Source organism: Pseudoalteromonas sp. T1lg48 (genome assembly GCF_002964785.1).
Classification (GTDB): domain Bacteria; phylum Pseudomonadota; class Gammaproteobacteria; order Enterobacterales; family Alteromonadaceae; genus Pseudoalteromonas.
Genome location: NZ_PQCC01000002.1, coordinates 360612 through 386715 on the forward strand (window position 1 = coordinate 360612; position 26104 = coordinate 386715).

At 50.3% G+C, this 26104-nt stretch carries 21 protein-coding genes and 1 pseudogene; 15 read left to right on the forward strand and 7 right to left on the reverse strand.

The window, feature by feature from the left end:
• The first annotated feature begins 189 nt into the window (after window positions 1-189).
• Window positions 190-3993, forward strand: a complete 3804-nt coding sequence (putA, locus tag C2M29_RS03470) for a bifunctional proline dehydrogenase/L-glutamate gamma-semialdehyde dehydrogenase PutA (RefSeq protein WP_105188409.1) — start codon at window positions 190-192, stop codon at window positions 3991-3993.
• Between the two features lie 84 nt (window positions 3994-4077).
• Here the strand turns inward: putA and C2M29_RS03475 are convergent, their stop codons facing one another.
• Window positions 4078-5127, reverse strand: a complete 1050-nt coding sequence (locus C2M29_RS03475; protein ID WP_105188410.1) for a general secretion pathway protein GspB — start codon at window positions 5125-5127, stop codon at window positions 4078-4080.
• A gap of 9 nt (window positions 5128-5136) precedes the next feature.
• Window positions 5137-6060: an ExeA family protein gene (locus tag C2M29_RS03480; RefSeq protein ID WP_105188627.1), complete on the reverse strand. Its 924-nt coding sequence runs from the start codon at window positions 6058-6060 to the stop codon at window positions 5137-5139.
• Between the two features lie 165 nt (window positions 6061-6225).
• Here C2M29_RS03480 and C2M29_RS03485 point away from each other — a divergent pair, with 165 nt between their 5' ends.
• Entirely contained in the window at window positions 6226-7332 is a 1107-nt protein-coding gene (locus C2M29_RS03485) for a tRNA nucleotidyltransferase (protein WP_105188411.1), read from the forward strand.
• Window positions 7333-7386: 54 nt separating this feature from the next.
• On the opposite strand, the gene C2M29_RS03490 is transcribed toward C2M29_RS03485, so the two are convergent.
• From C2M29_RS03490 to folB, 3 genes are read right to left on the reverse strand one after another with little or no spacing between them, the layout of a single operon-like run.
• Entirely contained in the window at window positions 7387-8190 is an 804-nt protein-coding gene (locus tag C2M29_RS03490) for an undecaprenyl-diphosphate phosphatase (RefSeq protein ID WP_105188412.1), read from the reverse strand.
• Window positions 8187-8669, reverse strand: coding sequence for a 2-amino-4-hydroxy-6-hydroxymethyldihydropteridine diphosphokinase (gene folK, locus C2M29_RS03495; RefSeq protein ID WP_105188413.1), 483 nt, complete (start codon window positions 8667-8669; stop codon window positions 8187-8189). The genes C2M29_RS03490 and folK overlap by 4 nt, the downstream gene beginning before the upstream one ends.
• A 2-nt stretch (window positions 8670-8671) precedes the next feature.
• Complete coding sequence (folB, locus tag C2M29_RS03500; protein ID WP_105188414.1) at window positions 8672-9025, reverse strand: dihydroneopterin aldolase; 354 nt, start codon at window positions 9023-9025, stop codon at window positions 8672-8674.
• Window positions 9026-9196: 171 nt separating this feature from the next.
• Between folB and plsY the strand changes: the two genes are divergently transcribed.
• The gene (plsY, locus tag C2M29_RS03505; protein ID WP_158684640.1) at window positions 9197-9802 is read left to right on the forward strand and encodes a glycerol-3-phosphate 1-O-acyltransferase PlsY; all 606 of its coding nucleotides are present in this window, start codon (window positions 9197-9199) and stop codon (window positions 9800-9802) included.
• A gap of 21 nt (window positions 9803-9823) precedes the next feature.
• Here plsY and tsaD read toward each other — a convergent pair.
• Window positions 9824-10841: pseudogene (gene tsaD / locus C2M29_RS03510) on the reverse strand (tRNA (adenosine(37)-N6)-threonylcarbamoyltransferase complex transferase subunit TsaD).
• 196 nt (window positions 10842-11037) lie between these two features.
• Here tsaD and rpsU point away from each other — a divergent pair.
• The 11 genes from rpsU (at window position 11038) to C2M29_RS03565 (ending at window position 23276) form a co-directional block, all read left to right on the forward strand.
• The gene (gene rpsU / locus C2M29_RS03515) at window positions 11038-11253 is read left to right on the forward strand and encodes a 30S ribosomal protein S21 (RefSeq protein WP_105188416.1); all 216 of its coding nucleotides are present in this window, start codon (window positions 11038-11040) and stop codon (window positions 11251-11253) included.
• A gap of 21 nt (window positions 11254-11274) precedes the next feature.
• Window positions 11275-11721 carry a GatB/YqeY domain-containing protein gene (locus C2M29_RS03520; RefSeq protein WP_105188417.1) on the forward strand — a complete coding sequence of 149 codons (447 nt, stop codon included), beginning with the start codon at window positions 11275-11277 and terminating at the stop codon, window positions 11719-11721.
• A 271-nt stretch (window positions 11722-11992) separates the two neighbouring features.
• Window positions 11993-13765 (forward strand): DNA primase, encoded by a 1773-nt coding sequence (dnaG, locus tag C2M29_RS03525; protein WP_105188418.1) that lies wholly within the window; start codon window positions 11993-11995, stop codon window positions 13763-13765.
• A 124-nt stretch (window positions 13766-13889) separates the two neighbouring features.
• A complete protein-coding gene (gene rpoD, locus C2M29_RS03530) occupies window positions 13890-15737 on the forward strand; it encodes an RNA polymerase sigma factor RpoD (RefSeq protein ID WP_105188419.1) in 1848 nt (615 codons plus the stop codon).
• A gap of 92 nt (window positions 15738-15829) precedes the next feature.
• Window positions 15830-16708, forward strand: a complete 879-nt coding sequence (gene prmA / locus C2M29_RS03535; RefSeq protein WP_105188420.1) for a 50S ribosomal protein L11 methyltransferase — start codon at window positions 15830-15832, stop codon at window positions 16706-16708.
• A gap of 276 nt (window positions 16709-16984) precedes the next feature.
• Window positions 16985-17950 carry a tRNA dihydrouridine synthase DusB gene (dusB, locus tag C2M29_RS03540; RefSeq protein WP_105188421.1) on the forward strand — a complete coding sequence of 322 codons (966 nt, stop codon included), beginning with the start codon at window positions 16985-16987 and terminating at the stop codon, window positions 17948-17950.
• 26 nt (window positions 17951-17976) lie between these two features.
• Window positions 17977-18267: a DNA-binding transcriptional regulator Fis gene (fis, locus tag C2M29_RS03545; RefSeq protein ID WP_010374122.1), complete on the forward strand. Its 291-nt coding sequence runs from the start codon at window positions 17977-17979 to the stop codon at window positions 18265-18267.
• A gap of 214 nt (window positions 18268-18481) precedes the next feature.
• Window positions 18482-20068, forward strand: coding sequence for a bifunctional phosphoribosylaminoimidazolecarboxamide formyltransferase/IMP cyclohydrolase (gene purH, locus C2M29_RS03550; RefSeq protein WP_105188422.1), 1587 nt, complete (start codon window positions 18482-18484; stop codon window positions 20066-20068).
• A 103-nt stretch (window positions 20069-20171) separates the two neighbouring features.
• Window positions 20172-20993 (forward strand): class I SAM-dependent methyltransferase, encoded by an 822-nt coding sequence (locus C2M29_RS03555; RefSeq protein ID WP_105188423.1) that lies wholly within the window; start codon window positions 20172-20174, stop codon window positions 20991-20993.
• 13 nt (window positions 20994-21006) lie between these two features.
• Entirely contained in the window at window positions 21007-22290 is a 1284-nt protein-coding gene (purD, locus tag C2M29_RS03560) for a phosphoribosylamine--glycine ligase (RefSeq protein WP_105188424.1), read from the forward strand.
• Window positions 22291-22445: 155 nt separating this feature from the next.
• A complete protein-coding gene (locus C2M29_RS03565; protein WP_105188425.1) occupies window positions 22446-23276 on the forward strand; it encodes a DUF2797 domain-containing protein in 831 nt (276 codons plus the stop codon).
• Here C2M29_RS03565 and C2M29_RS03570 read toward each other — a convergent pair.
• Complete coding sequence (locus C2M29_RS03570) at window positions 23224-25752, reverse strand: EAL domain-containing protein (protein ID WP_105188426.1); 2529 nt, start codon at window positions 25750-25752, stop codon at window positions 23224-23226. The two genes, C2M29_RS03565 and C2M29_RS03570, sit on opposite strands and share 53 nt — an antisense overlap.
• A gap of 73 nt (window positions 25753-25825) precedes the next feature.
• On the opposite strand from C2M29_RS03570, the gene C2M29_RS03575 reads away from it, so the two are divergent.
• A complete protein-coding gene (locus C2M29_RS03575; RefSeq protein WP_105188427.1) occupies window positions 25826-26101 on the forward strand; it encodes a hypothetical protein in 276 nt (91 codons plus the stop codon).
• Window positions 26102-26104 lie beyond the last annotated feature (3 nt).

Sequence of the window (26104 nt, forward strand, 5' to 3'; positions counted from 1 at the left end):
GCCCGCGAATGTGTATTCATAAGAGCGCAATCTTAACCGCACACACTGAATATCCACGTAGGTAAAAAACTACACTCTCGCAGTTAGAACCTACAATGTAGTAATTGTCGTAACCGAGGCCCCACCATCTCACCTTGTGGTGTAGGGTACAGTTGCTATGTTTAGACTCCGTTATTTTGAGGGTTGCTTATGTTATTTGAAGGCAATTTGATTACTGAATGCCCTATTCGCCAAAAGATCCGTGATTTTTATCGCATTGATGAGAATGAAGTCATTGATCACATTCTTCCTTTGGCTGAAGTAGGCGTTACGGCACGAAGCCGCGCTTGGGAGCGCGCACGTCAAATGGTATTGAACATCCGTAAAGACCAAGACGGTCAAAGTGGTGTTGATGCCCTATTGAACGAGTTCTCCCTGTCTAGTGAAGAAGGCGTGGTGTTAATGTGTTTGGCAGAGGCGCTGCTGCGCGTGCCAGATAAAGCAACACAAGAGCAATTAATTCGCGATAAGCTTGCCAAGGGTGACTGGAGTTCACACCTTGGAAGCAGTGACTCACTGTTTGTAAATGCATCATCTTGGGGCTTACTCGTAACCGGTAAAATGGTTAACTACAGTGACAAAAACAAAGAAGATCAATTTGGCCTACTTAAGCGAACAGTAGGTCGCCTCGGTGAACCAGTAATTCGTAAGTCAGTAAACTTTGCCATGAAAATCATGGGTAAGCAGTTCGTTATGGGTCAAACCATTGATGAAGCAATCGAACGCGCTGCTGAAACTGAAAGCAAAGGCTACGTATACTCATACGACATGCTGGGCGAAGGCGCACGTACCATGCGTGATGCTGAGCGTTACTACAAAAGCTACGAAATGGCGATTCACGCCATCGGTAAGGCAGCAAATGGCCGTGGCCCGGTAAAGAGCCCGGGTATCTCGGTTAAGCTATCGGCTATCCACCCTCGTTATGAGTTCACTCACCGTGAACGCGTGATGGAAGAGATAGTTCCAAAACTAAAAGAGCTTGCGCTACTTGCTAAGCAATACGATATCGGCCTGACAGTTGATGCCGAAGAGGCGGATCGCCTTGATATTTCGTTAGACATCATCGAAGCAGTATTTAGCGACGCCGAGCTTGGCGACTGGCAAGGCTTTGGTCTTGCCGTTCAGGCATACCAAAAACGCGCTATTTTCGTTATTGAATGGCTAACTAACCTTGCCCGCCGCGTTGGCCGCAAGCTAATGGTGCGTTTGGTTAAAGGTGCCTACTGGGATACCGAGATTAAAACCACACAACAAGATGGTTTAGATCACTTCCCGGTATTTACTCGTAAAGCGACTACCGACGTATCTTACAAAGCCTGTGCTATTAAATTGATGGAAGCGCGTGATGCAATTTATCCGCAATTCGCAACGCACAACGCGTACACCGCTGCAACCATCCTTGAAGTTGCCAAAGGTGACAACGAAGGCTTTGAATTCCAACGCCTGCACGGCATGGGTGAATCACTCTTCGACCAAGTAGTAACGCAAGAAAAAATTCAATGTCGTGTGTATGCACCAGTTGGTCAGCACGAAGACCTACTTGCTTATCTGGTACGTCGTCTACTTGAAAATGGTGCGAACTCATCGTTCGTAAACGCCATTGTAGATACCACTAAACCGGTTGAAGAGCTACTGCCAGATCCGGTAGAGACACTGCAAGGTTTACGTAACAAGTACAACAAACAAATCAAGCTGCCAATTGAGCTCTACGGTGATGAACGTCCTAACTCAAAAGGCATGGACCTAACCGACATCAATGCCATTACGCCGCTAAAAGCAAACCTGGATGCCTGGTTTAAAGAGCACCTAATTAGCGAAGATCAGGTTGCAGAGGGTAATCTTGCGGTTCGCAACCCAGCGAACCATAAGGAAATCATTGGTCAGCATCGCCTGCACAGCGGCGATGAGATGCAGTCCTTGCTTGAAAACGCCGAGAAAGAGTTTATTTCTTGGTCTGCCACGCCAGTTACAGAGCGCGCCAACCTATTGCGCCGCATTGGTGACATTCTAGAGCGTCACCACGATGAGCTAGTTGCGCTATGTATCAAAGAGGCCGGTAAAGTTACCCAGGATGGCATCGATGAAGTACGTGAAGCCGTTGACTTCTGCCGTTACTACGCCGCTCGCGCCGAAGAGCTGGCAGAAGATGAACGCTTTGAAGCCCGTGGTGTGGTGTTATGTATCAGCCCATGGAACTTCCCATTGGCCATCTTCCTCGGTCAGGTTGTGGCAGCAATCGTAACCGGTAACACGGTTATCGCGAAACCAGCAGAACAAACCAGCCTAATCGCGCTACGCGCCATTGAACTAATGCAATCTGTGGGTCTCCCTGAGCACGTAGTTCAGCCGGTTATCGCCCGCGGCAGCGAAGTAGGCAAGTACATTGTTCCTGATGAGCGTATTCAAGCAGTGATGTTCACCGGTTCAACCGAAACCGGAACACTGATCTCGCAAACTCTGGCAGCCCGTAATGACATCCAGGTACCGCTTATCGCCGAAACCGGTGGCCAAAACTGTATGATCGTTGACTCTACCGCTCTCCCTGAGCAGGTAGTAGACGATGTGATTAGCTCTGGCTTCCAAAGTGCCGGTCAACGTTGTTCTGCGTTACGCGTATTGTTCTTACAAGACGATGTAGCCGATGGCATTATCGAAATGCTTAAAGGTGCGATGGCCGAACTGCATGTTGGCGATCCTGCTTACCTGTCTACGGATATCGGTCCGGTAATTGATGAAAAAGCACTGAAAGCGCTAACGGCTCACGTAGAATACCTAAAAGGCAATGCAACACTGCACTATCAGTGTGAGATCCCTGATAACACCGAAAACGGTGCCTACTTCTTCGCTCCTCGCTTGTACGAAATCAAGGACTTGTCGGTTCTTAAGCGCGAAGTATTCGGCCCTGTCGTACACATTATACGCTTTAAAGCCAACGAACTTGATAACGTGATTGATCAAATCAATGGGACGGGTTACGGCCTGACCATGGGTGTTCACTCGCGTATCGAAGAGCGCTGTGAATATGTAGCCCGTCAATCTCGTGCCGGTAACGTCTACGTTAACCGCAATATGATCGGTGCTATCGTAGGTGTGCAGCCATTTGGTGGCCGCGGCCTTTCTGGTACCGGTCCTAAAGCCGGTGGTCCTAACTACCTGCTACGCCTGGTTAAAGAGAAGGCATCTCCAGAGAACGTGCAGATGACGGATCTACCAGCGGATGAAGCGGATCTGCACCATTACTCTGGCGCCAATGAAAAAGTAGAGGCGCTTATGGCTACCTCTATGCGCGACGAGAAAATCTGGCGTGCAACGGCGTTAAACGACCGAGTATCGGCGTTGCGTCAGCTGTTGGCAAAAGTTGCAACGGTAGAGATCATCGATGAGCTAGCCGATGACCTGGCAAAAACCCTGAGCGATGCTCGTGCGCAGCTTAACCGCATTGAAAAGCGCATGAAGCGTCCTAAGGTATTGCCTGGACCAACGGGTGAATCGAATATTCTTTATCTAGAGCCGCGTGGCTGCGTGGTGTGCTACGCAGATAAGAGTACCTCGTTCAACTTCTGGGCGATTTCGATTATCACTGCGCTGGCCGCAGGTAACACGGTTATCACCGTTGCTTCTGAGCTGTTCTATGACGAAGCCATGGCGTTCCGCGATAAGTTCATCGCTACCGGTGTAGCCGAGGGCGTACTGCAAGTGGCCAAACCGAACCAGCTACAAGCCATTTTGGCTCACCCTCACCTAGCCGGTGCGGTTGTAGCGGCACGTTCATCGCGTTTGGGCTACTTCGCACAGCAGCTGGCTAACCGTAAGGGTGCTATCCTGCCGGTGATCAGCGCTGAGTACTACGATACCCTGATCAACCGTCTATTGACGGAAAAGACCATCAGTATCGATACCACGGCATCCGGTGGTAACACCTCGCTGATGACCCTAGTAGAAGACGAAGAATAAGTCGTAAGCTACTGAAAAAGGCGCCAATTGGCGCCTTTTTTATTGTTCTCTCGACGCCTGAACGCCGATAAGCCGGTGCCTTTATTAAGGCCAATCCTGCATCGCTTCGAGCGAGAACTCATAGTTATCAATACTCAAAATTGTCTGCTCCGGGGTGATCTCCACAACCCGAATGCGGCCTACATTGTCACCCTCATACAACTCATAGCCATTGAGTTTAATCCAACGCCTGTCCTGATCGGTGGCATAAATATGGGCTTGGTAGACCAAAGATGGAATACGGCTCTGAATCGCCTCCGGCAACAATTCGATGGGCTCTACCATGGCACTGCTGCGCGATGCAGTAGTGACGGTATCATCATTCTGCATGCCTTCAGTGGCAGCAACGGCGTCGGCAAACTTACGCTTTAGCTCATTTGACACCCCTTGTAGCTCGGCATCGTTATAGCTCGGTGTCGAAGAGTAGCTTTGCTGGGGTTGCTGATAGGCATTGTCGCCCTGCTCCAGCGGCTTACCTACCACCTTATATTGACTGGTATCGACCGGTTGCGCCGCAGGGTTAAATGTCTGCGGATATTGCCCGGCATTGGCCATCATTGGATTGCCGTAAGCTGGAACCCATTGCATATAGGTGCCGGGACCATAGGCCTGTGGCATTTGTCCCATCACATAGACGGGTACCATTTGCTGATAAGGCTGAGCAAATTGCACCGGTACCTGCAAGGCATTCACGTTAACCTGGCCCTGCGGATGCCCCTGTGAATGCACTTGCGGTTGTCCTTGCATCTGTGCAACCGATTGGTTATTCGCTTGGTTAACCGGCTGGAACTGAGCCGCAGCCAACTCGGCATTAACCTGCTCTGGTGAGGCCGTTTGCGCCGCACCTGCATTCGCGTCCAATGTCTGCTGCACCTGCGCTTTTGTCTGCACCATTAACTCGGTGCTATGCTCCTGCCACCACTTGCCAGCGAAATAGCCAACCACAAGAACAAGGGCGACCACCACAAGGCCGACTAATCCCCAACTTAAACGCCGATAAAAGTCTAACGCTTCTTGTTGCGATGAATCAGCCTCTTGCTCTAGGGCACTCGATTGATTTTGTGATTGTTTTAATGCGTCTAATAACAGCGACATAGTACAGCCCTAAATAAAGTAAGATAAGCCGATTCCCACGGCGAACAGCATCATAACCCCACCCAGGGTAAAAACAAAACGTTTGCCGCGGCGCTCGGTCCCGTTATTTTTCTGGCTTGGTAAGGTCTCCGGCAAGGCTTCCTGGGCCGCTTGAGTAACTAGTTTTTTGCTGACCTGATTAACCTGGGCCGAATAGGCACCGAGCAAGGCGCGTTCGCATAGCAGGTTGATTAACCGCGGAATGCCACCGGTCAGTTGGTGAATTTGTTTCACCGCAGCACGATCGAAAAGGATCTGCCTGCCACCGGCAATTTTTAAGCGGTGTTTCACATAGGCGTCAACCTGAGCTAAAGTCAGTGGCAACAGGTGATAACGGGCGGTAATACGCTGAGCAAGCTGACGCAACTCATTGCGTCGCAACAGGGTCTGTAATTCCGGCTGGCCAACCAGAATAATCTGCAGCAGCTTTTTATGGTTGGTTTCTAAGTTGGTAAGTAGGCGCAGTTGCTCTAACACCTGCGGCGCCAAATGCTGTGCCTCGTCGATGATCAGCATGGTATGACGACCATTAACATGGTTACTCAGCAAACGACCCTTAATGCGATCCGTCAACGTCTTCAAGGTGGCATTTTGGTGATCATACTCGATTTCGAGTTCATCACAGATACTCGCCAGCAATTCCAGTTCAGACAAGGTGGGATTAAGAATAAAGGCCACCTGGGTCGAGTCTGGCACCTGCTCGAGCATGCATCGAGTTACCGTGGTTTTGCCAGTGCCCACCTCGCCGGTTAGCAACACAAAGCCGCCGGACTCACCCAGACCATGTGTCAGATGCGCCAGCGCCTCATTATGACGCTCGCTAAGATAGAGGTACTCGGGGTTCGGGGCGATGGAAAAGGGTTTTTCGGTTAAGCCAAAGTAATCTAGATACACAAATAGGTCCTTAGTTTTTGCCACAGGCCATACCCGGAAAACCTCCATGGTAGGCACTAAGCGCTGCGGTTTAATTAAATTATCACTCGCACTTCTTATAATGGCAAAAAAACCGCCATGATAAAACTCTGTTACAATCATCTTTTTAGCCGCTCGGGAAAACGGATGCAAACATATTTAGTCGGTGGTGCGGTACGCGACCAATTATTAGGGCGAGTCGTCAAAGAGCGCGACTATGTGGTTGTCGGCGCCACCATAGAACAAATGAAACGCCTGGGTTTCACTCAAGTCGGGAAGGATTTCCCGGTATTTTTGCACCCACAAAGCAAAGAAGAGTACGCCCTAGCGCGCACCGAGCGTAAACAAGGCCAAGGCTATACCGGCTTTATTTGCGACTTTAACCCGGATATTACCTTAGAGCAGGATTTAGAGCGCCGCGATCTGACCGTCAATGCCATCGCCGAGGATGAGAAGGGCGAACTAGTCGACCCCTTCGGTGGCCAGGCCGATATTGAAAAACGCCTGCTTCGCCATGTCAGCCCAGCTTTTAGCGAAGACCCGTTACGGGTATTGCGAGTGGCTCGTTTTCGTGCGCGCTATCACTACCTGGGGTTTAATATTGCCGAGGAAACCATGGCCTTGATGCGCCACATCGCCCACAGCGGTGAACTCCAAGCCCTGACCCCTGAGCGCGTCTGGATGGAATGGCAAAAAGCCCTGGACGACGGTTATATCCATGTTTTTATCGACACCCTGGCCGAATGTGAAGCCCTGCATGTACTGTGTCCTGAATTAGCCACCCGCTGGCTCACAGAGCAACAGCGCCTGCAAGCGCGAATCGACTATGGCCGCACTCACAACTGCGCTCCCCCCTGTCAGTTTGCACAAATCATGCTGCCTCTGGATGTAAAGGCACGCCAGGCGTTTTATGACCATTATCGGGTGCCAAAACAATATAGTGAGCTTGCCGAAGCGCTGGCGAGTCATGGTGCCCTGCTCGGCCAACCAAATTGGAGCGCGAAAGAGTTAGCTACACTGTTTAATCAGCTGGATATTTGGCGTCGCCCACAACGCCTAGACGCTCTGGTTCAGGCCTATTGCTGCGCCCGGCTTGGTGATTTTAGCCGCCAATCACTGCTCCTTGAGGCCGCCGCGGCAGCGCAACAGGTGAATGCGCAGACCTATATTCGCCAAGGCATAGAAGGTGCAGCCATAAAAACGGCGCTCGTCCAGGGTCGAATTGAAGCAATTGAAAACATTTTGGCCCCATAAACAGGGGCCAAGTGTTATTCCTTGCTATCCAAGGAGGTAAAAGAAAAGCCGAGGCTATTGATAAAGCAAAAACGCCAGTAAACCAAAGCCTAGGAGCAAGCGGTAGACCACAAAGGGAAACATACCCATACGTTCGATAAACTTAAGGAACAAGAATATGCAGGTATAGGCGGCCATAAAGGACAAGCCGGCGCCAAGCGTAAGGGCTTGCCAGTCTACGGCCTGCTCACCGGTGGCCAATTGAATGGTTTTAATTAACCCCATCCCGCCTATCACAGGCACCGACAGTAAAAACGAAAATCGCGCCGCACTTTCCTTGGTTAAACCTAAAAATAAACCCGCGGTCATGGTGATACCCGAACGTGAGGTGCCGGGAATAAGTGCAACAGCCTGGGCACAGCCAATAAGCAACGCCGATTTCCAATTTAGTTGATAAATATTCTTTGTTTGCTTGGCCTTAATATCCGCCAGCCAAAGCACCAAACCAAAAAAGATGGTGGTAATGGCGATCACTATGGCCGCGCGCAGGTGCTGTTCAATCAAATCCTCAAAGAATTTCCCGGCCAATCCTGCGGGAATGGTGGCCAATAAAATATACCAGCCCAGCTTGCTATCGTCGGTGGTCCCTTGGGCGCCAAACGATTTAAACCAGGCAACCAGAATGTCGCCTATCTCTTTGCGGAAATAAATCATCACCGCCATCAAGGAGCCAACATGCACGGCCACGTCAAAGGCCAGTCCCTGGTCCTGCCAGCCCAACAGTTGCGAAGGTAAAATAAGGTGTGCGGAGCTCGAAATGGGGAGAAATTCTGTCAGTCCTTGAATCACAGCCAGTACAACAATAGCTAGAATACTCATTCGATAGTGACCTTCCATAGGTTTTGTTTTGATTTATCATAATCTTGCCAAAGTTTGGCAATGGTAGTTTGAGTAACGGGATGCACCAGTTCCGGGGCGATCTCAAACAAGGGCCAGAGCACAAAGGCATTCTTGGTGATCTCATCACGAGGCAACTGCGCTGGGGAGTCACAGATCATCTCGTCATAAAACAACAGATCTAAATCCAGGGTACGCGGGCTAAACTTTTTATCGTCAGGGGTGCGACCGTTATCACGCTCAATCTGCTTGAGCAGGCTACATACCTGATCCAGACTCAGATCGGTGTCGGCTGCGGCCACCGAGTTATAAAAGTTACTGCCGTTAAAGCCCACCGCTTCGCTTTCATAAACATTGGAGTGTTGTAAAACTCCAAAGTGTTGGCGCAATGCGCTTAAGCCATTAAGGAGGTTTTCGCGCTTATTGATATTTGAGCCGAGGCTAATATAAATACGGGCCATAACTAACTTTTACTACGTACTATTTTAACCCCGACGGTTTGCGCCGCCGGCACCGCTGCGGGTTTACTTACGGTAATAGCCACCCGAGGGGTATTGAATTCATTGAGGATAAGGTCTGCCAACTGCTCCACCAGGGTCTCCAACAATTCCACCGGTTTAGCCAAACAATGCTCGGTAACGCGCTGGCTGACCTGGGCATAGTCTATGGTAAACGAGAGATCGTCACTTTGGGCAGCCTGGCGTAAGTCGCAGTCCATTTCGATATCGAAATAAAGGCTTTGTTTACTTTCTTTCTCAAAGTCGTACACTCCTATAATGGTGTCCACTTTAAGTTGTGAGATATAGACTTTATCCATATGTGCAACTCCAATGCCAGCTGGTCGGATACCCAAAAAGGATTAGAATCAGTACCCTGACCTTGCGTAACCGCGTTTACCTGGATGCGCTCGGCATGAAATAGCTCGGCGCACACTCATAATGAGCGGCGATAATAGCTCAAAACGTACAATTAAAAAATAAGGATGACAGTGTTAGCGGCGTTAATGTGCATTTTTGCCTACCTTCTTGGTTCGGTCTCTTCTGCAGTCCTGATCTGCCACCTTTTTGCGCTGCCCGATCCTCGCCAAGCCGGTTCGAAAAACCCCGGTGCCACCAACGTCTTGCGTATTGGCGGCAAACTCCCCGCAGTCTTGGTATTAGTCTTCGATATTCTCAAAGGAACCATCCCGGTCTGGAGTGCCTATTTTATGGGGATCGATCCCATTCACTTAGGGCTCGTTGCCGTGGCCGCCTGTCTGGGGCATATCTACCCACTATTTTTCGGTTTTAAGGGCGGCAAGGCCGTGGCCACCGCCTTTGGCGCCTTGTTACCCATAGGTTTATCGCTCGGGGGTTTGCTGATCCTTACCTGGGCCTGCGTAGTCGCCCTGACCCGCTATTCATCCCTGGCCGCCTTGGTAACCGTATCTTTGGCTCCCTTGTATACCTGGTGGATTAAACCCTTGTACACAGAGCCAGTGCTGTTCTTAACCGTGCTGATAATCTTTCGTCATCGCACTAATATAGTGCGTTTGCTTAAGGGCAAAGAGTCCAAGGTAGGAAAAAAGAAAGAGAGTGTGGCGCCAGAGAAATAATCACTGGCGCTTAGGCTGCTGCTAGCGAATGCTAGGAAGCGTGTCTATCGGCCAACGTGGCTGAACCCGGGTATCCAAGGTGGCAGTTTGCCCCGCCTTAAGACGCTGCATGCCCGCATAGGCGATCATCGCGCCATTATCCGTACAAAAAGCCGGACGCGGATAAAAGACTTCCCCTTGCATCCCCAGCATCACCTGCTCCAATTGCTCACGCAAATAGGTATTGGCACTTACACCACCGGCAATGACCAGACGCTTGATGCCGGTTTCCTTGAGCGCGCGCTTACACTTTGATCGCCAGGGTATCAATAACCGCGGTTTGGAACGCATGGGCAATATCCGCTTTGGTTTGCTGATCGTCGCCTTCGCTACGAATGGTATTGGCGGCAAAGGTTTTCAAACCACTGAAGCTAAAATCCAGACCCGGTCTGTCGGTCATCGGACGTGGAAACTTAAAACGATCCGGGGTGCCCTGCTCGGCCAATTTCGCCAACAAGGGGCCGCCTGGGTAATCTAAGCCCAGCAACTTAGCGGTTTTATCAAAGGCCTCACCAGCAGCGTCATCCACCGATTCGCCTAATACTTCATATTCACCAATGGCACTGACCTTCACCAGCAGGGTGTGACCACCGGATACCAACAAGGCAACAAATGGAAACTCGGGAACCTTTTCCTCCAACATGGGCGCAAGCAGGTGACCTTCCATATGATGCACAGCCACAGTAGGTAACTTCCAACCGTAGGCCAGCGATCGCGCGATCGACGATCCTACCAGTAGTGCACCAACCAGGCCAGGCCCCGCGGTGTAGGCCACGCCATCGAGATCCTCTGGGCCACAGTTCGCCTCGGCAAAGGCTGCTTCAATCAAGGGCAGAGTCTTGCGCACATGATCTCGCGACGCCAGCTCAGGCACGACACCACCGTAGTCGGCGTGCATTTTTACTTGGCTATAGAGTTGGTGGGCCAACAAACCTTGTTCGTCATCATAGATGGCGATCCCGGTCTCGTCACAGGATGATTCAATCCCCAAAATGCGCAATGTCTGTCTCCTCGCAGGGCGATGTGGCTGATAAGGCCGCATATTCTACTCCCTTGCTGCAATTTTACCAGTATTGTGATATTTATTCTTTACACACCGGGGTAACTCGGATTACAATGCCGCACCATTTTTGAACCACATGATCATTATTTGATCGAATGAGTGCAGCTCATTAAGTTAGGTAGGTGAAATTTTAATGCCAGTAATTAAAGTAAGAGAAAACGAGCCGTTTGACGTAGCCCTACGCCGCTTCAAGCGTTCATGTGAAAAAGCAGGTATCCTTTCAGAAGTTCGTCGTCGCGAGCACTATGAAAAGCCAACCGCTGCGCGTAAGCGTAAGAAAGCGGCTGCTGTTAAGCGTCACATGAAAAAGCTTTCTCGCGAAAACGCACGTCGCGTTAAATTATACTAATCACTGTCCGGTCTTGTTGTCATGAGTCTACTAGATTCGTTAAAAGATGCACAAAAAGACGCGATGCGTGCCAAGGACAAAATGCGCCTTGGTGCTATTCGTTCAGTACTCGCTGCAGTTAAACAGCGTGAGATCGACGAGCAAATCACCTTAGACGAAGCCGCCATCACGTCGGTTGTCGTTAAATTAGTGAAGCAACGCCGCGATTCTTATACCCAGTATAAGGATGCCGGTCGTGACGATCTTGCCGATGTTGAAGCGGCTGAAATGAGTGTTTTGGAAGAGTTTCTACCAAAGCAGCTGAGCGAAGATGAAATCAATCAATTGATTGATAAAGCCATCGCCGATACCGGTGCACAAGGCATGCAGGACATGGGTAAAGTGATGGGCGTGATCAAGAGTCAAGCTGAAGGCCGTGCCGACATGGGCAAATTATCAGGTCTTATTAAACAGCGTCTTAGCGCCTAATTCGCGAAAGCAAATTCAAGCAAACCGAGCCTAGTGCTCGGTTTCTTCGTTTCTAGGGTCTTTGAACTTTGTCGTTTGTTTCTGCAGCAGTTTGTGGCGAATTTCTATAAGGCGGCACATGTGTGGTGTAGTTATCCTACATCAACATGTAACAACACCGTAGAAATAAACAGACCCTAGGCCAGTCAAAATCTAGGCGTAAATTTATAGCCCCTTTTCTTATCGCCCTTGATATACTAGTGTGATTCTCTCTTCTTCTTAGGTGTTGCTAATGGCAGGTAAGATCCCCCGACAGTTTATCGACGATCTTTTAGCGCGTACCGACATAGTCGAGTTGATCGACTCGCGCGTAAACCTGAAAAAAGCAGGCAAGGATTACCAGGCTTGCTGTCCATTTCACAACGAAAAGAGTCCATCCTTTACCGTTTCTCAGGATAAACAGTTTTATCACTGCTTCGGTTGCGGTGCCAACGGCAACGCCATCAGCTTTGTCATGGAGTATGACAAACTCGATTTTGTTGATGCCATTGAAGAGCTGGCCAGCCTGTTGCACCTGGAAGTGCCCAGGGAGCAAGGCAATACCCATCAAAGCGATCGGCCACCTGTCAGTCAGGAGCAAAAACGCTCCGACTATGACTTAATGGAGCAAACCGCACGCTACTATCAGCAGCAATTACGTCATCATGCCAATGCTCAGCTCGTTATCGATTATCTCAAAGGGCGTGGCTTAAGCGGGCAAACAGTGAAGGATTACGGCATAGGCTATGCCCCCAGTGAGTGGGAAGCGTTGTGCCAAACATTAGGTAAAAATCCCAAGCAGAAGCAGCAGCTGATCGAATTAAAGTTGGCGACACAAAAAGACAATGGTCGCACTTTTGATTTCTTTCGCGATCGGCTCATGTTTCCTATTCGCGATCGTCGCGGTCGCGTTATTGCCTTTGGCGGGCGCATCATGGGCCAGGAGGATAATGGTCCCAAATACCTGAACTCGCCAGAAACCCGTATTTTTCATAAGGGCTTTGAATTATACGGTTTTTATGAGGCCAAACAGGCCCATAAAAAGCTTGAACAGTTACTTATTGTTGAAGGCTATATGGACGTAGTGGCGCTGGCCGAACACGATATTAAATATGCGGTGGCGGCCCTGGGTACCGCAACCACCAACGAGCATATGCAAATGCTGCTGCGGGCAACCGATAAAGTCGTATGTTGCTACGATGGCGACCGCGCCGGTCGCGATGCCGCTTGGCGAGCCTTAGAAAATGCCCTGCCCCATTTAAAAGACGGCAAGGCACTCAAATTCGTATTCCTGCCCGATGGTGAAGATCCCGACTCCTTGGTACAACAAGAAGGCAAGGTCGCGTTTGAACAACGCCTGGTCGATGCAAAAGATTTTAGCGAGGTGTTTTTCAGCCGTTTAAGCGACGAGATAGACCTGACTCAGGACGCCGGCAAAGCCAAACTGTTAAGCCTGGCTCTGCCCTTGATTGAGAAAATCCCCAGCGACTTCTATCAGGAAAACCTGTTGGAGCGCCTGGCCCGCTTTATCGGCCGCACCCGGGAGCAGCTTAATGCCAAGCTAAAAACCCCGCGTCAGCAACACCGGGTGGAGAGCCAATTTAAAATGACGCCGATGCGTACCGCCATTGCCTTGATGCTGCAGCATCCGCAACTGGCGGCCAAGGTCGACTACATGCCGGAGCTGGCCAGCCTAGGCCTGCCCGGGCTGGAATTGTTTATCACCATACAAAAGCAATGTCTCGATAACCCCAATGCGCACACCGCGCAACTGTTAGAACACTACCGTGAACGCCCCGAGTATGGTGCTTTAACCAAGCTCGCTGCCTGGCCTCACCAAATAAACGATGAGGTATTGGAACCTCATTTCCAACAAACGGTCAAATTCATTGAAGATCAGTGTTTAAATCACCGTTTAGAGTCCTTATTAATAAAGGACAAGACTCAAGGTTTAAGCGTGGCGGAAAGGCGTGAATACGCCCTGCTGACTCAAGCACTTAAAGGCAGTGAAGTGCTCGAAAGCTAGCCAGAAATTTCTCGGTCTGTTATACTACGCTATTCACTGCGTCAAACCGGCTTGGGGCACCCAGCTTAGGTTCTTAAGCTGACGCCTGTTGTATTAATTTATCAGGGTGGAAGAGCAAATCTCTATGGATCCAACTCCTCAGTCACAACTAAAACTTCTGATTCAGAAAGGTAAAGAGCAAGGTTATCTGACATTCGCTGAAGTGAATGATCACCTTCCACAAGACATCATAGATTCGGATCAGGTCGAAGATATCATCAGTATGATCAATGACATGGGTATCAAGGTTTGCGAAAGCGCGCCCGATGCCGATGAATTGATGATGGCGGAGACCACCACCGATGAGGATGCGGCAGAAGCTGCCGCTGCAGCGCTTGCCACCGTAGAAAAAGAAATCGGCCGTACCACGGATCCGGTACGCATGTATATGCGCGAAATGGGCACCGTGGAGCTATTGACTCGTGAAGGCGAGATCGATATTGCCAAGCGTATCGAAGAAGGCATTAACCAGGTCCAAATTTCCGTTGCCGAATACCCGGAAGCCATTTCTCACCTGCTAGAGCAGTGGGATATGTTCGAAGCGGAAGAAATCCGCCTCAGCGATATTATTACCGGCTTTTTCGATCCTAACGAAGATGAGACGCAAATCTCGGCCACCCATATCGGTTCGGAACTAAGTGACGAAGACTTAGATGACGAAGACGATGATGGCGATGACAGCGACGACGATAGCGCGGAAGAAGAAACGGATAATGGTCCAGATCCGGAAGAAGCGCGCGAGCACTTCGAAAACCTGCGCACCTTGTACAGCAATGCCCGTGTAATTTTTGAGGAAAAGGGTCGTTCACACCCTGACGCAAAAGCCGCGATCATTGAGATCGGTGAGCTATTCCGTACCTTTAAGCTAGTACCAAAGCAATTCGACCGCATGGTTAATAACATGCGTGACATGATGGACAAAGTGCGCGTACAAGAGCGCATCATCATGAAGCAAGCGGTACAAGTGGCCAAGCTGCCTAAGAAAACCTTCGTTAAGCACTTTGCAAACAACGAAACCGATAGCGCCTGGCTGGATCTGGAAATTGCCGCAGGTGAAAGCCACTCGGCGAAATTAGCCGAACTTAAGCCTGAAATTGAGCGTTGTATCAACAAGCTTAAAGTGATCGAGCAAAGTACCGGCTTAACAATTGAACGTATTAAAGATATCAACCGTCGTATGAGCATTGGTGAAGCAAAAGCTCGCCGTGCGAAAAAGGAAATGGTTGAAGCGAACTTGCGTCTTGTTATCTCAATCGCGAAGAAATACACCAACCGTGGCTTACAATTCCTGGATCTGATCCAAGAAGGTAACATTGGTCTGATGAAAGCGGTTGATAAGTTTGAATACCGTCGTGGTTATAAGTTCTCAACTTATGCAACATGGTGGATCCGTCAGGCTATCACCCGTTCAATCGCCGACCAAGCGCGTACTATTCGTATTCCGGTGCACATGATTGAGACCATCAACAAGCTCAACCGCATCTCACGTCAAATGCTGCAAGAGATGGGTCGTGAACCGAACCCAGAAGAACTGGCAGAGCGTATGATGATGCCGGAAGATAAGATCCGCAAGGTACTTAAAATCGCTAAAGAGCCAATCTCAATGGAGACACCAATCGGTGATGACGAAGATTCGCATCTTGGTGATTTTATTGAGGATACCACCATTGAGTCACCGATAGATTCGGCGACCATGGAAAGCCTCAAAGGCGCTACTCACGAAGTACTTGCCGGCCTTACAGCACGTGAAGCCAAGGTATTACGCATGCGTTTCGGTATCGACATGAACACCGACCACACTCTAGAAGAGGTAGGTAAACAGTTCGATGTAACCCGTGAGCGTATCCGTCAGATTGAAGCGAAAGCATTGCGTAAACTACGCCACCCTTCACGCTCAGATCTGCTGAAAAGCTTCTTAGATGCCAATAAATAATTAGCGTCTAATTAAATAATTACAAAGGCCGCTTATTTAGCGGCCTTTGCGTATCATCTATCTTATTTCACTCATCCAACATGGGGATTATCATGGCCTGGATTCAAATCCGCATTCGTGCCACAGAAGCAACGGCAGATGCAATTAGTGACCACCTTATGGATGTAGGTTGTCCGTCAGTCACCTTTGTGGACACCAAAGACACACCCATCTTTGAACCACAACCTGGTGAAGTTAAATATTGGGCTGAAACCACTGTGATTGGCCTGTTTGAAGCCACGCACGATATGCAGGCGGTGGTCGATTACCTCAAAGTTCAACCTGAACTACAAGAGCAATTCCATTACAAAATCGAACAGTTAGAAGACAAGGACTGGGAACGGGAATGGATGAAAAACTTCCAACCGATACAGTTTGGTGAGCGCCTGTGGATTTGCCCGAGCTGGTTAGATGTTCCGGATCCATCAGCGGTTAACGTGATGCTCGACCCGGGTCTGGCCTTCGGTACCGGCACCCATGCCACCACCGCATTATGTTTGCGTTGGCTTGAGAGCCTGGATTTAGCTGGCAAAACCGTGGTCGACTTTGGCTGTGGTTCCGGCATCTTGGGCATTGCCGCCATTAAACTTGGTGCCGAGCGAGTCATAGGTATCGATATCGACCAGCAGGCACTCGATGCCAGCATTGATAATGCCGAGCGCAATGGGGTGGCCGATAAGCTAGAGGTTTACCTGCCAGAGAATCAGCCAAGCTTCGAAGCCGACGTGGTGGTGGCGAATATTCTCGCCCAGCCACTGCGCGAACTAAATGAAGTGATTCTTGGCCTGCTGAAGTCAGGAGGCGAACTGGCCCTCTCAGGGGTCCTTGAGGAACAAGCGGAATCGGTAGCCAGCTTCTACGAGCATAAAGTGACCCTAGATCCAATTGCCATTGAAGGTGAATGGGTGCGGATCAGTGGGATTAAAAAGTAACCGCTTTTGATCTTCACCTGCGCAGCGGACAAAAGTCCCTGCGCAGGCCCTTTCCCACTCTTTTTACACTGTTTACGCCCCATCAACACCCCGCCACATCAGCCCTGTCAAGCCAGTGTTCATAAAACAGGCAAAAAAATCCTTCCTCTCCTTCGTTATAAAATGTCAATACAAAAAGTTTAAAAAAAAAGCACTTTTGTTCAATTTATAGCCTTTGATTTTGCCGCAAAAAACCGTAAACTTAGCGCCCCTTGAAACGAGGTAAATTGTAACGCTGTGCAAATTGGTCCTTACCAGTTAGAAAACAATTTGATGGTTGCACCGATGGCGGGGATCACCGATCGCCCCTTTCGGCAATTGTGTCGTCGCTTAGGCGCCGGACTGGCGGTATCAGAAATGTTGTCTTCCAATCCCAAGGTGTGGCAAACCGCCAAATCTTTGGGCCGTATGGATCATAGCGGCGAATCGGGTATTCGCTCCGTGCAAATTGCGGGGGCTGACCCAGAGCTAATGGCGCAAGCGGCACAATTTAACGTTTCCAATGGCGCGCAGATCATAGATATCAATATGGGCTGCCCTGCCAAAAAAGTGAATAAGAAGTTAGCAGGCTCTGCCCTGTTGCAGTACCCCGACTTGGTCGAGGCCATTGTTAAAGCAGTGGTAGAAGCGGTAGATGTGCCCGTCACATTAAAAATCCGTACCGGCTGGGATGTGGACAACCGCAACGGCGTCGAGATTGCAGCAATTGCTGAACACAATGGTATTCAGTCATTGGCCGTACATGGGCGCACCCGCGCCTGTATGTATAAAGGCTATGCCGAGTACGACACGATCAAAGCGATCAAGAGTTCAGTGTCAATTCCTGTGGTTGCGAACGGTGATATCACCTCACCGCAAAAAGCGAAACAGGTATTAGAATATACGGGCGCAGATGCCATCATGATTGGACGAGCCGCTCAAGGTCGCCCCTGGATTTTCCGGGAAATTGACCATTATTTAAAAACCGGAGAAATACTCCCGCCCCCGGCCATTGCCGAGGTGCGCAGTATTCTGATGGAGCACCTAGTGAACCTCCATCAATTCTACGGTGAGGCCATGGGGCCGCGGATTGCTCGAAAGCATGTTGGATGGTATTTGCAAGTCCACGACGAAGACCGTCAGTTTAGGCGAGTATTTAATGCGCTAGAAACACCTGAAGATCAGGTGGATGCACTCAATGAATACTTTGAAACTTATTGCTAATCCAGAAAGAAAGAGACAATACAACGATGTTTGAACAAAATGTGACTTCTCCTTTTATTACTAACGCTCACGTTCAGTCACAAGAGAAACCACAGCCTCTTCGCGACGCTGTTAAAAAAGCTGTTCACCACTATCTAAAACAGCTTAACGGCCAGGACGTACAAGACGTTTATGAACTTGTTCTTTCTGAGCTAGAAGCGCCACTTCTAGAAGAAGTAATGACCTATACACGCGGTAACCAAACCCGTGCCGCCATCTTACTAGGTATCAACCGTGGTACTTTACGTAAGAAGCTGAAAAAATACGGCATGAACTAATTTATTCGCAGCCTTGAGCTGCACTGAAAAGCACCCTAGGGTGCTTTTTTATTTTCGCCCATACGCGAAAAACGACCACAGCTACAACTCGGTCGTGGTGTTATACAAAAACATCATCATTGTTTAAAATAGGGTTCTAAATAACCCCTTGCCTAACCCCAAGGCGAAAGCCTTTGGCAAGATTATCTACTCAACTGAGGTAACAAAAACTACCATGGATACACATCGTCCAATTCGTCGCGCGCTCCTGAGCGTATCTGATAAAACGGGTATCGTTGACTTCGCTCGTGAGCTAGCCGCTCAAGGCGTCGAAATTCTTTCTACCGGTGGCACCTGCAAGCTACTTGCAGACAACGGCATCAAGGTAACTGAAGTATCTGATCACACCGGTCACCCTGAGATCATGGATGGCCGCGTTAAAACATTGCATCCAAAAATCCACGGCGGCATCTTAGCCCGTCGCGGCCAAGACGAAGGCGTCATGGCTGAGAACAACATTGATGCAATCGACATGGTAGTTGTAAACCTATACCCATTCGCGCAAACGGTCGCAAAAGAAGACTGCTCGCTAGAAGATGCGATTGAGAACATCGATATCGGTGGCCCAACCATGGTCCGTGCCGCAGCGAAGAACCACAAAGACGTGACCATTATCGTTAATGCCGCCGACTACGGCCGCGTTATCGAAGAAATGAAGGCCAATGAAGGTTCAACCTCGCATGCAACGCGTTTTGACCTAGCCATTGCCGCATTTGAGCACACGGCTCAATACGACGGCATGATCGCCAACTACTTTGGTAAAATGGTGCCTGACTACACAGAAGAAGCTGCGGCAGAGACAAAGTTCCCACGTACCATCAATATGCAGTTCACCAAGAAGCAAGACATGCGCTACGGTGAAAACTCGCACCAGGATGCGGCCTTCTATGTTGAAAACGACATTGAAGAAGCTTCAGTAGCCACGGCTAAGCAAATCCAAGGTAAGGCGCTTTCTTACAACAATATCGCCGACACCGACGCGGCGCTTGAGTGCGTAAAAGAGTTCGATGCCCCAGCCTGTGTTATCGTTAAGCACGCTAACCCATGTGGTGTGTCTGTGGGTGAAAACATCCTTGAAGCCTACGACCGTGCCTTTAAAACCGACCCAACGTCGGCATTCGGTGGCATTATCGCCTTCAACCGCGAGCTGGATGCGGATACGGCCGAAGCCATCATCGCCCGTCAGTTCGTGGAAGTGATCATCGCTCCAAGCATCAGCGAAGAAGCGGCGCAAATCGTTTCTGCGAAACAAAACGTGCGCCTACTTGAATGTGGTCAATGGCAAGCGAAAACCACCGGCGTTGATATCAAGCGCGTAAACGGCGGTATCCTGGTACAAGACCGTGACCAGGGTATGGTCACCATGGGCGACCTTAAGGTAGTGTCTAAGCGTCAGCCGACCGAGCAAGAACTGAAAGATCTGATGTTCTGCTGGAAAGTAGCCAAGTTTGTTAAATCAAACGCCATCGTATACGCAAAAGATGGCATGACAATCGGTGTGGGCGCCGGCCAAATGAGCCGCGTATATTCGGCGAAAATCGCCGGTATTAAAGCCGCCGACGAGAACCTTGAAGTTAAAGGTTCGGTCATGGCCTCCGATGCATTCTTCCCATTCCGTGATGGTATCGATGCAGCGGCCGAAGCTGGTATTACTGCGGTAATCCAGCCGGGTGGTTCAATGCGTGATGAAGAAGTTATTGCCGCGGCCGATGAAGCCGGCATGGCAATGGTCTTCACTGGCATGCGTCACTTCCGCCATTAAGAACTAAGCCGCCAGAGCCTAGGCTCTGGCGCGTTTTCGTAGACTATTCAAATCAATCTGCTATTTTGTGTTAACGCATAAAAAATCATACAAGGATTCGATTATGAAATTTGGCTTAAAAACGACCCTCGCAGCGGCCGTCGCGCTCTCGCTAAGCGCCTGTGTAAGCACCACCACCAGTGAACAACTGAGTGAGGCCACCCAAGGTGAACTGAGAAGTGCACAAGCACAAGCCAGAGATCAATATCGTCACCCCATAGAAACTCTGACCTTTTTCGGTATTGAACCGGATATGACAGTGGTTGAAGTCTCTCCTGGCGGTGGTTGGTACACGGATATTCTTGCCCCTTTACTTAAAGACAAAGGCACCTTGTATGCCGCTCACTTCCCTGCCGATTCGGACGTGAAGTATTACCAGCGCTCTTTAGCTGGCTTTAAGGAAAAAATGGCCAACACCCGTGCCTATTCCGAAATCCGACTCACCGAGTTTTACCCCGGCACGCACCACAATATCGCCCCGGAAGGCAGTGCCGATATGGTGCTGACATTCCGCAACCTGCATAACTGGTATATGAATGCCGACGAGCAAGGGGTCAAGGAAGCCATGCGTGCCTTCCACACTGCCCTTAAACCAGGTGGCGTGCTAGGTATAGTGGATCATCGCCTGCCGGAAACACGCGATAGCGGTAAGGCAAAGCGCTCGGGTTATGTAAAAGAAAGCTGGGTAATTGCGCTGGCACAAGAAGCCGGATTTGAACTGGTTGCGAAAAGTGAAATCAATGCCAATCCGAAAGACTTCGCCAACCACCCCAAAGGCGTGTGGACCCTTCCACCGAGCCTCAGTCTGGGTGAGGAAGATCGCGCCAAATATGAAGCGATCGGCGAAAGCGACCGGATGACGCTGAAATTCATCAAACCCCAATAGGATTTAAAAGCCCATGAATGTATTAGTCATTGGCAGTGGCGGCCGCGAACACGCACTTGCGTTTAAGGCCGCGCAATCAAGCAAAGTAGAAAAAGTATTTGTAGCCCCGGGCAACGCCGGCACCGCACTTGAGCCAAAGTTGGAAAACGTGGCCATTGGTGTTGAAGACATTGATGCACTTATCAAGTTCGCGAAAGAAAACAAGGTTGAACTCACCATTGTTGGCCCCGAAGCGCCATTAGTAATTGGTGTGGTTGATGCCTTCCGCGAGCAAGGCCTTGCTATCTTCGGGCCAACACAAGGTGCAGCCCAGCTTGAAGGCTCGAAATCGTTCACTAAGGACTTTTTAGCACGCCACAATATTCCAACCGCCTTCTATAAAACCTTTGAACAAATCGAGCCTGCGCTTGAGTACATCAAAGAGCAAGGCGCTCCTATCGTGGTTAAGGCCGATGGCCTAGCGGCGGGTAAAGGCGTTATCGTCGCCATGACCGAAGCGGAAGCGGAAGAAGCGGTACGCGATATGCTAGCGGGTAACGCCTTTGGCGAAGCCGGTAGCCGCGTGGTTATCGAAGAGTTCCTAGAGGGCGAAGAAGCCTCTTTCATCGTTATGGTAGACGGTAAGAATGTATTGCCATTTGCGACCAGTCAGGACCACAAGCGCGCGTACAATGGCGACCAGGGTCCAAATACCGGTGGCATGGGTGCCTACTCTCCGGCGCCTGTGGTGACCGCGGAAATTCATGAGCGCATCATGAATGAAGTGATCAACCCGACCGTTGCCGGCATGGCCGCCGAAGGTCACCCGTACACGGGTTTCCTGTATGCAGGCCTTATGATTGCCGCCGACGGCACGCCTAAGGTAATCGAGTACAACTGCCGCTTTGGCGACCCTGAAACTCAGCCGATTATGTTGCGTTTACAGTCGGATCTGGTTGAGCTTATCGAAGCCGCAAACCGTGAAGAGCTGGATAAAACAGACATCCAGTTCGACCCGCGCGCTGCGGTAGGTGTGGTACTGGCAGCCAAAGGTTACCCAGGTTCATACCCTAAAGGCGACGCCATCTCGGGTCTACTTGTTGAATACCCGGAAGGTGAGAAAGTCTTCCACGCCGGTACCAAACAAGAGGGCGACAAGGTAGTGACCGCCGGTGGCCGTGTACTCTGTGCAACCGCCTTAGGTGAAACCGTGACCGCGGCACAACAGCGTGCCTACGAGCTGGTCAAAGCCATCGATTGGGACGGCGTTGAATACCGTACCGATATCGCTTATCGCGCCATTGCTCGCGAAAGCTAATCTGGCGCTAAAGATCTCTTGAAAAAGCGAAGCCCCGGCTTCGCTTTTTTATTGCTTAAGGCTTCACCATTTACCCTCTCAATCGAGCCCCGGGCACAGACAGTTCAGAACCAGTTTGTTACCATAAGCCCATACTTTTGCCATTGGGGCGTAACATGCAAGGCACTTTAAAGAAAATGAAAACCCAGCTGGGCGATGAGCAGAACCCGGCGGTGCAATACCAACTTCCAGTTGGCGACGAACTATTACCACTGAATGAGCTGATAGGTAAAACCCTGACCTTAACCTATAGCGGTAATATTTTCTGTTCCAGCTGCGGTAAAAAAACCAAAAAGAGCTACTCTCAGGGGCATTGTTTTGTGTGTATGCGCAAGCTTGCCAGCTGCGATATGTGCATTATGAAGCCTGAAACCTGTCACTACGACCAAGGTACCTGCCGCGAGCCGCAATGGGGCGAAGAAAACTGCATGATCCCCCACTATGTGTATCTGGCGAATACCTCGGGACTCAAGGTGGGTATTACCCGTCATACCCAGATCCCTACCCGCTGGATAGATCAGGGCGCAACCGCGGCCTTGCCTATTATCAGGGTGCAAACACGTTTGCAATCCGGTTTAGTGGAAGTTGCCCTGGCAGAGTTTATCGCCGATAAAACCAATTGGCGTAATATGCTCAAAGGCACCCAGGTTGAGGTTGACCTACTCGCCGCGCGGGACGAACTCTTACCACAGATCCAAGCTAAATTGGATGAATTGGCCGAGTTGTTCGGTGCCACCGCCGTGGAAGTGTTGGATGAAGAAGTGGTTAACATCACCTACCCAGTGGAAACCTACCCAAGCAAAATCAGCTCCTTTAATTTCGATAAAGAGCCTCAGGTAAGTGGTGTTCTACTGGGGATTAAGGGTCAATACCTTATCTTTGATACCGGCGTCATCAACATTCGCAAATTTGGGGCGTATGAGGTTGAAGTAGACTATAGCGCCTAGCAAATTCCTCGCTACTGCAAGGCTTACCCAGTAAAAAGCCTTGCAGATAGTCGCAATGCAACTGCTGTAAAAATTGATGCTGGCAGGGCTTTTCCACCCCTTCGGCTACCAGGGTTAAATTCAAGTTTTTCGCCATAGCCACTATGGCACTGACAATCTCACTATTGCCATATTCATCGGGCACCTTGGCGACAAAGCTGGCGTCTATTTTCAGTTTATCTATGGGTAACTTGGTTAAATAACTGAGCGCCGAATAGCCGGTACCAAAATCATCTAAAGCAATCTTCACCCCCAATAATTTCAGCTCCAACAACACCTGTTTGGCTCGCGTAAAAGACTGAATAAAGCTGCTTTCGGTGATCTCCAACTCCAACTGCGTGGCATCGATTTGATAACGGGCAATGGCTTCGCGCAGAGCTTTTACCAGGCCATCCTGACAAAAGTGCGCCGCCGAGATATTAATGGCCAGGCGCCCCTGCCAGCCTTTATCTTGCTGCCACTGCGCCAGTAAGGCACAGCTCTGATTTATCACCCAACGGTCAATATGAGTGATAAGACCCAGCTCTTCGGCCAGGGGGATAAATTGACTCGGGGGGATCATACCCAGTTGCGGGTCCTGCCAGCGTATCAACGCTTCTGCACCGGCCAAGACACCATCTTCTGCGCGAAGTATCGGCTGTAAGTGCAAGGCAAATTCATTCTTCTCCAATGCCTGCTTAATACGACTGGTCATGGTAAGACGCTCTAATGAGCGGGCATTCATGGTGGCCTTATAGAGCTGGTAGGAGTTACGCCCAAGATCCTTACTGCGGTACATGGCCACATCTGCATGCTTGAGCAGGGTTTCCATTGAGCCGCCATCATCCGGGTAGAGGGAAATGCCGATGGAGGTGGTGATTGTAATGCTCTTTTGCGCCAATGAGAAACTGGCATTAAATTGCGCCAACACCGCCTCGGCGCAGCGGATCACCTCGTCGACGCTGTCCACCTCATTAAGCAACAGGGTAAATTCATCGCCGCCCAAACGCGCCAGGGTATCGCCGCTGCGCACACAGTGTTGCAGACGTTGCGCCACCTGTTTTAACAGCTCATCGCCTATGCTGTGCCCGAGGCTGTCGTTGACCCCTTTAAAATGATCCAGGTCGATAAACATCACCGCTAAGCGCTGTTGCTGTCGCTGGCTATGCGCCAGAGCCACGCTAAGGCGGTCCTTAAAGAGTCGGCGATTGGGCAGCCCGGTTAAATCATCAAAATAGGCCAACTTGGCAATCTTTCGCTCCGCCGCCTTGCGCTCGGTGATATCGGTAAAAATACCCGCATAAACCAGGTTTTCATCGTCCTGCTCTTGAATGGCGATAATGGTCAGCCATTCCACATAGGTATCGCCGTCCTTACGACGATTATGTATCTCTCCCTGCCAGACACCATCACGAGCCAGGGTCTGCCACATGGCGTGGTAAAAGGATTCACCATGGTGGCCCGAACTCAAGAGTTTGGGGGTCTTGCCCACCACTTCCTCGGCACTATACCCGGTCAAGCGGCTAAAGGCCGGGTTGACCTGCAAAATAACGCCGCAGTGATCGGTGATCATGATGCCATCCAAGGAAGCGGCAATGATTTTGTTGGCCAGATAGAGGTCCTTTTTTGACGCCTGCAGCGCCGAGTCGCGTTCGGCCAACACCGCCCTCAGCTCGGTTAAATACGTCGATTCAATTTCCGTGTTGATATGTTTTAGCGTCAGTACTCCCAGTTCGCAGCGGCTTTGATTGTCGACCACCACCAGATGGCGAATACGGTGCTGATGCAGTTTATGATAAGCACACAGCAAGGTGTCTTTGGGGGTCACCGTCACCAGCTCGGTACTGGCATATTGCCAGCAAGGCTGCTGCTTATCGCTGCACAGCAGCATATCGAGCACATCGGCGGCGGTGATAATGCCTAGCTCCCCCTGGTGCTTAACCAACACCGCATGGGTGTTGGATTTAGCCATTTGCTGGGCCACCCGGGTCAGGGTACTGTCCCCCTGCACACAAGGCACATGGCGGTCAAAATGCGTGCCGATGATTTTCAAATGAAGGTAATGCTCAAGGCCCTGGCTGTCGACGATATTCCCCAGGGACAACAAGCCACTCGGCTGCCCATTTGGGTCGACTACCAGCAGATGACGAATGCCAAGGTTGGCGCACTTTAGCGCCGCATCACTGAGTTTATCTTCGCTGTCGATGCAATGGACCGGTGTAGACATCAGCTCACTGATCGGCTGGCAGATATCCCCCTGGTTTTGGGACTGCATACGCACACAATCAGACTCGGTCCAAATGCCCACCACCTTATCGTGCTCACGCACGGCTATGGCGCTGACATTGTATTGACGCATCAAGGCAACTACGGTTAATACATCCTGTGTTGGCGCACAAAAATAAAGCGGTGAGGTTCGTGCGTCCTTGACCCTGTAATCCCTTGTACTCAGTTGCATTGTTTATCCTGCTGATTGTAACATCACGATACTAATGAATACTGTTCTTACAGAGCTTGACCTAGGACAAAAAATGCCCAGTTTAGATTTCCCGGTGCTGGCCGTTGAATCAGACTTTATTACCCTGTGCCAGAATGCCGAGGAGCTTAAGGCCGCGGATAACGGCCACCTGCTCTTTGTCCTCGATAGCCGTCATCACTACTTTGATGCAAAGGGCCAGCCCATCGACCGCCAATGGCCTCGGCTGTGTATGGCCGTACAGGATTATTTAAGCGCCGAGGGACATTGCTGCGTGGCTAAGTTACAGCTTCAGGATGAGAGTCAGATCTGGCCTTTGCTCGACGACTAAATG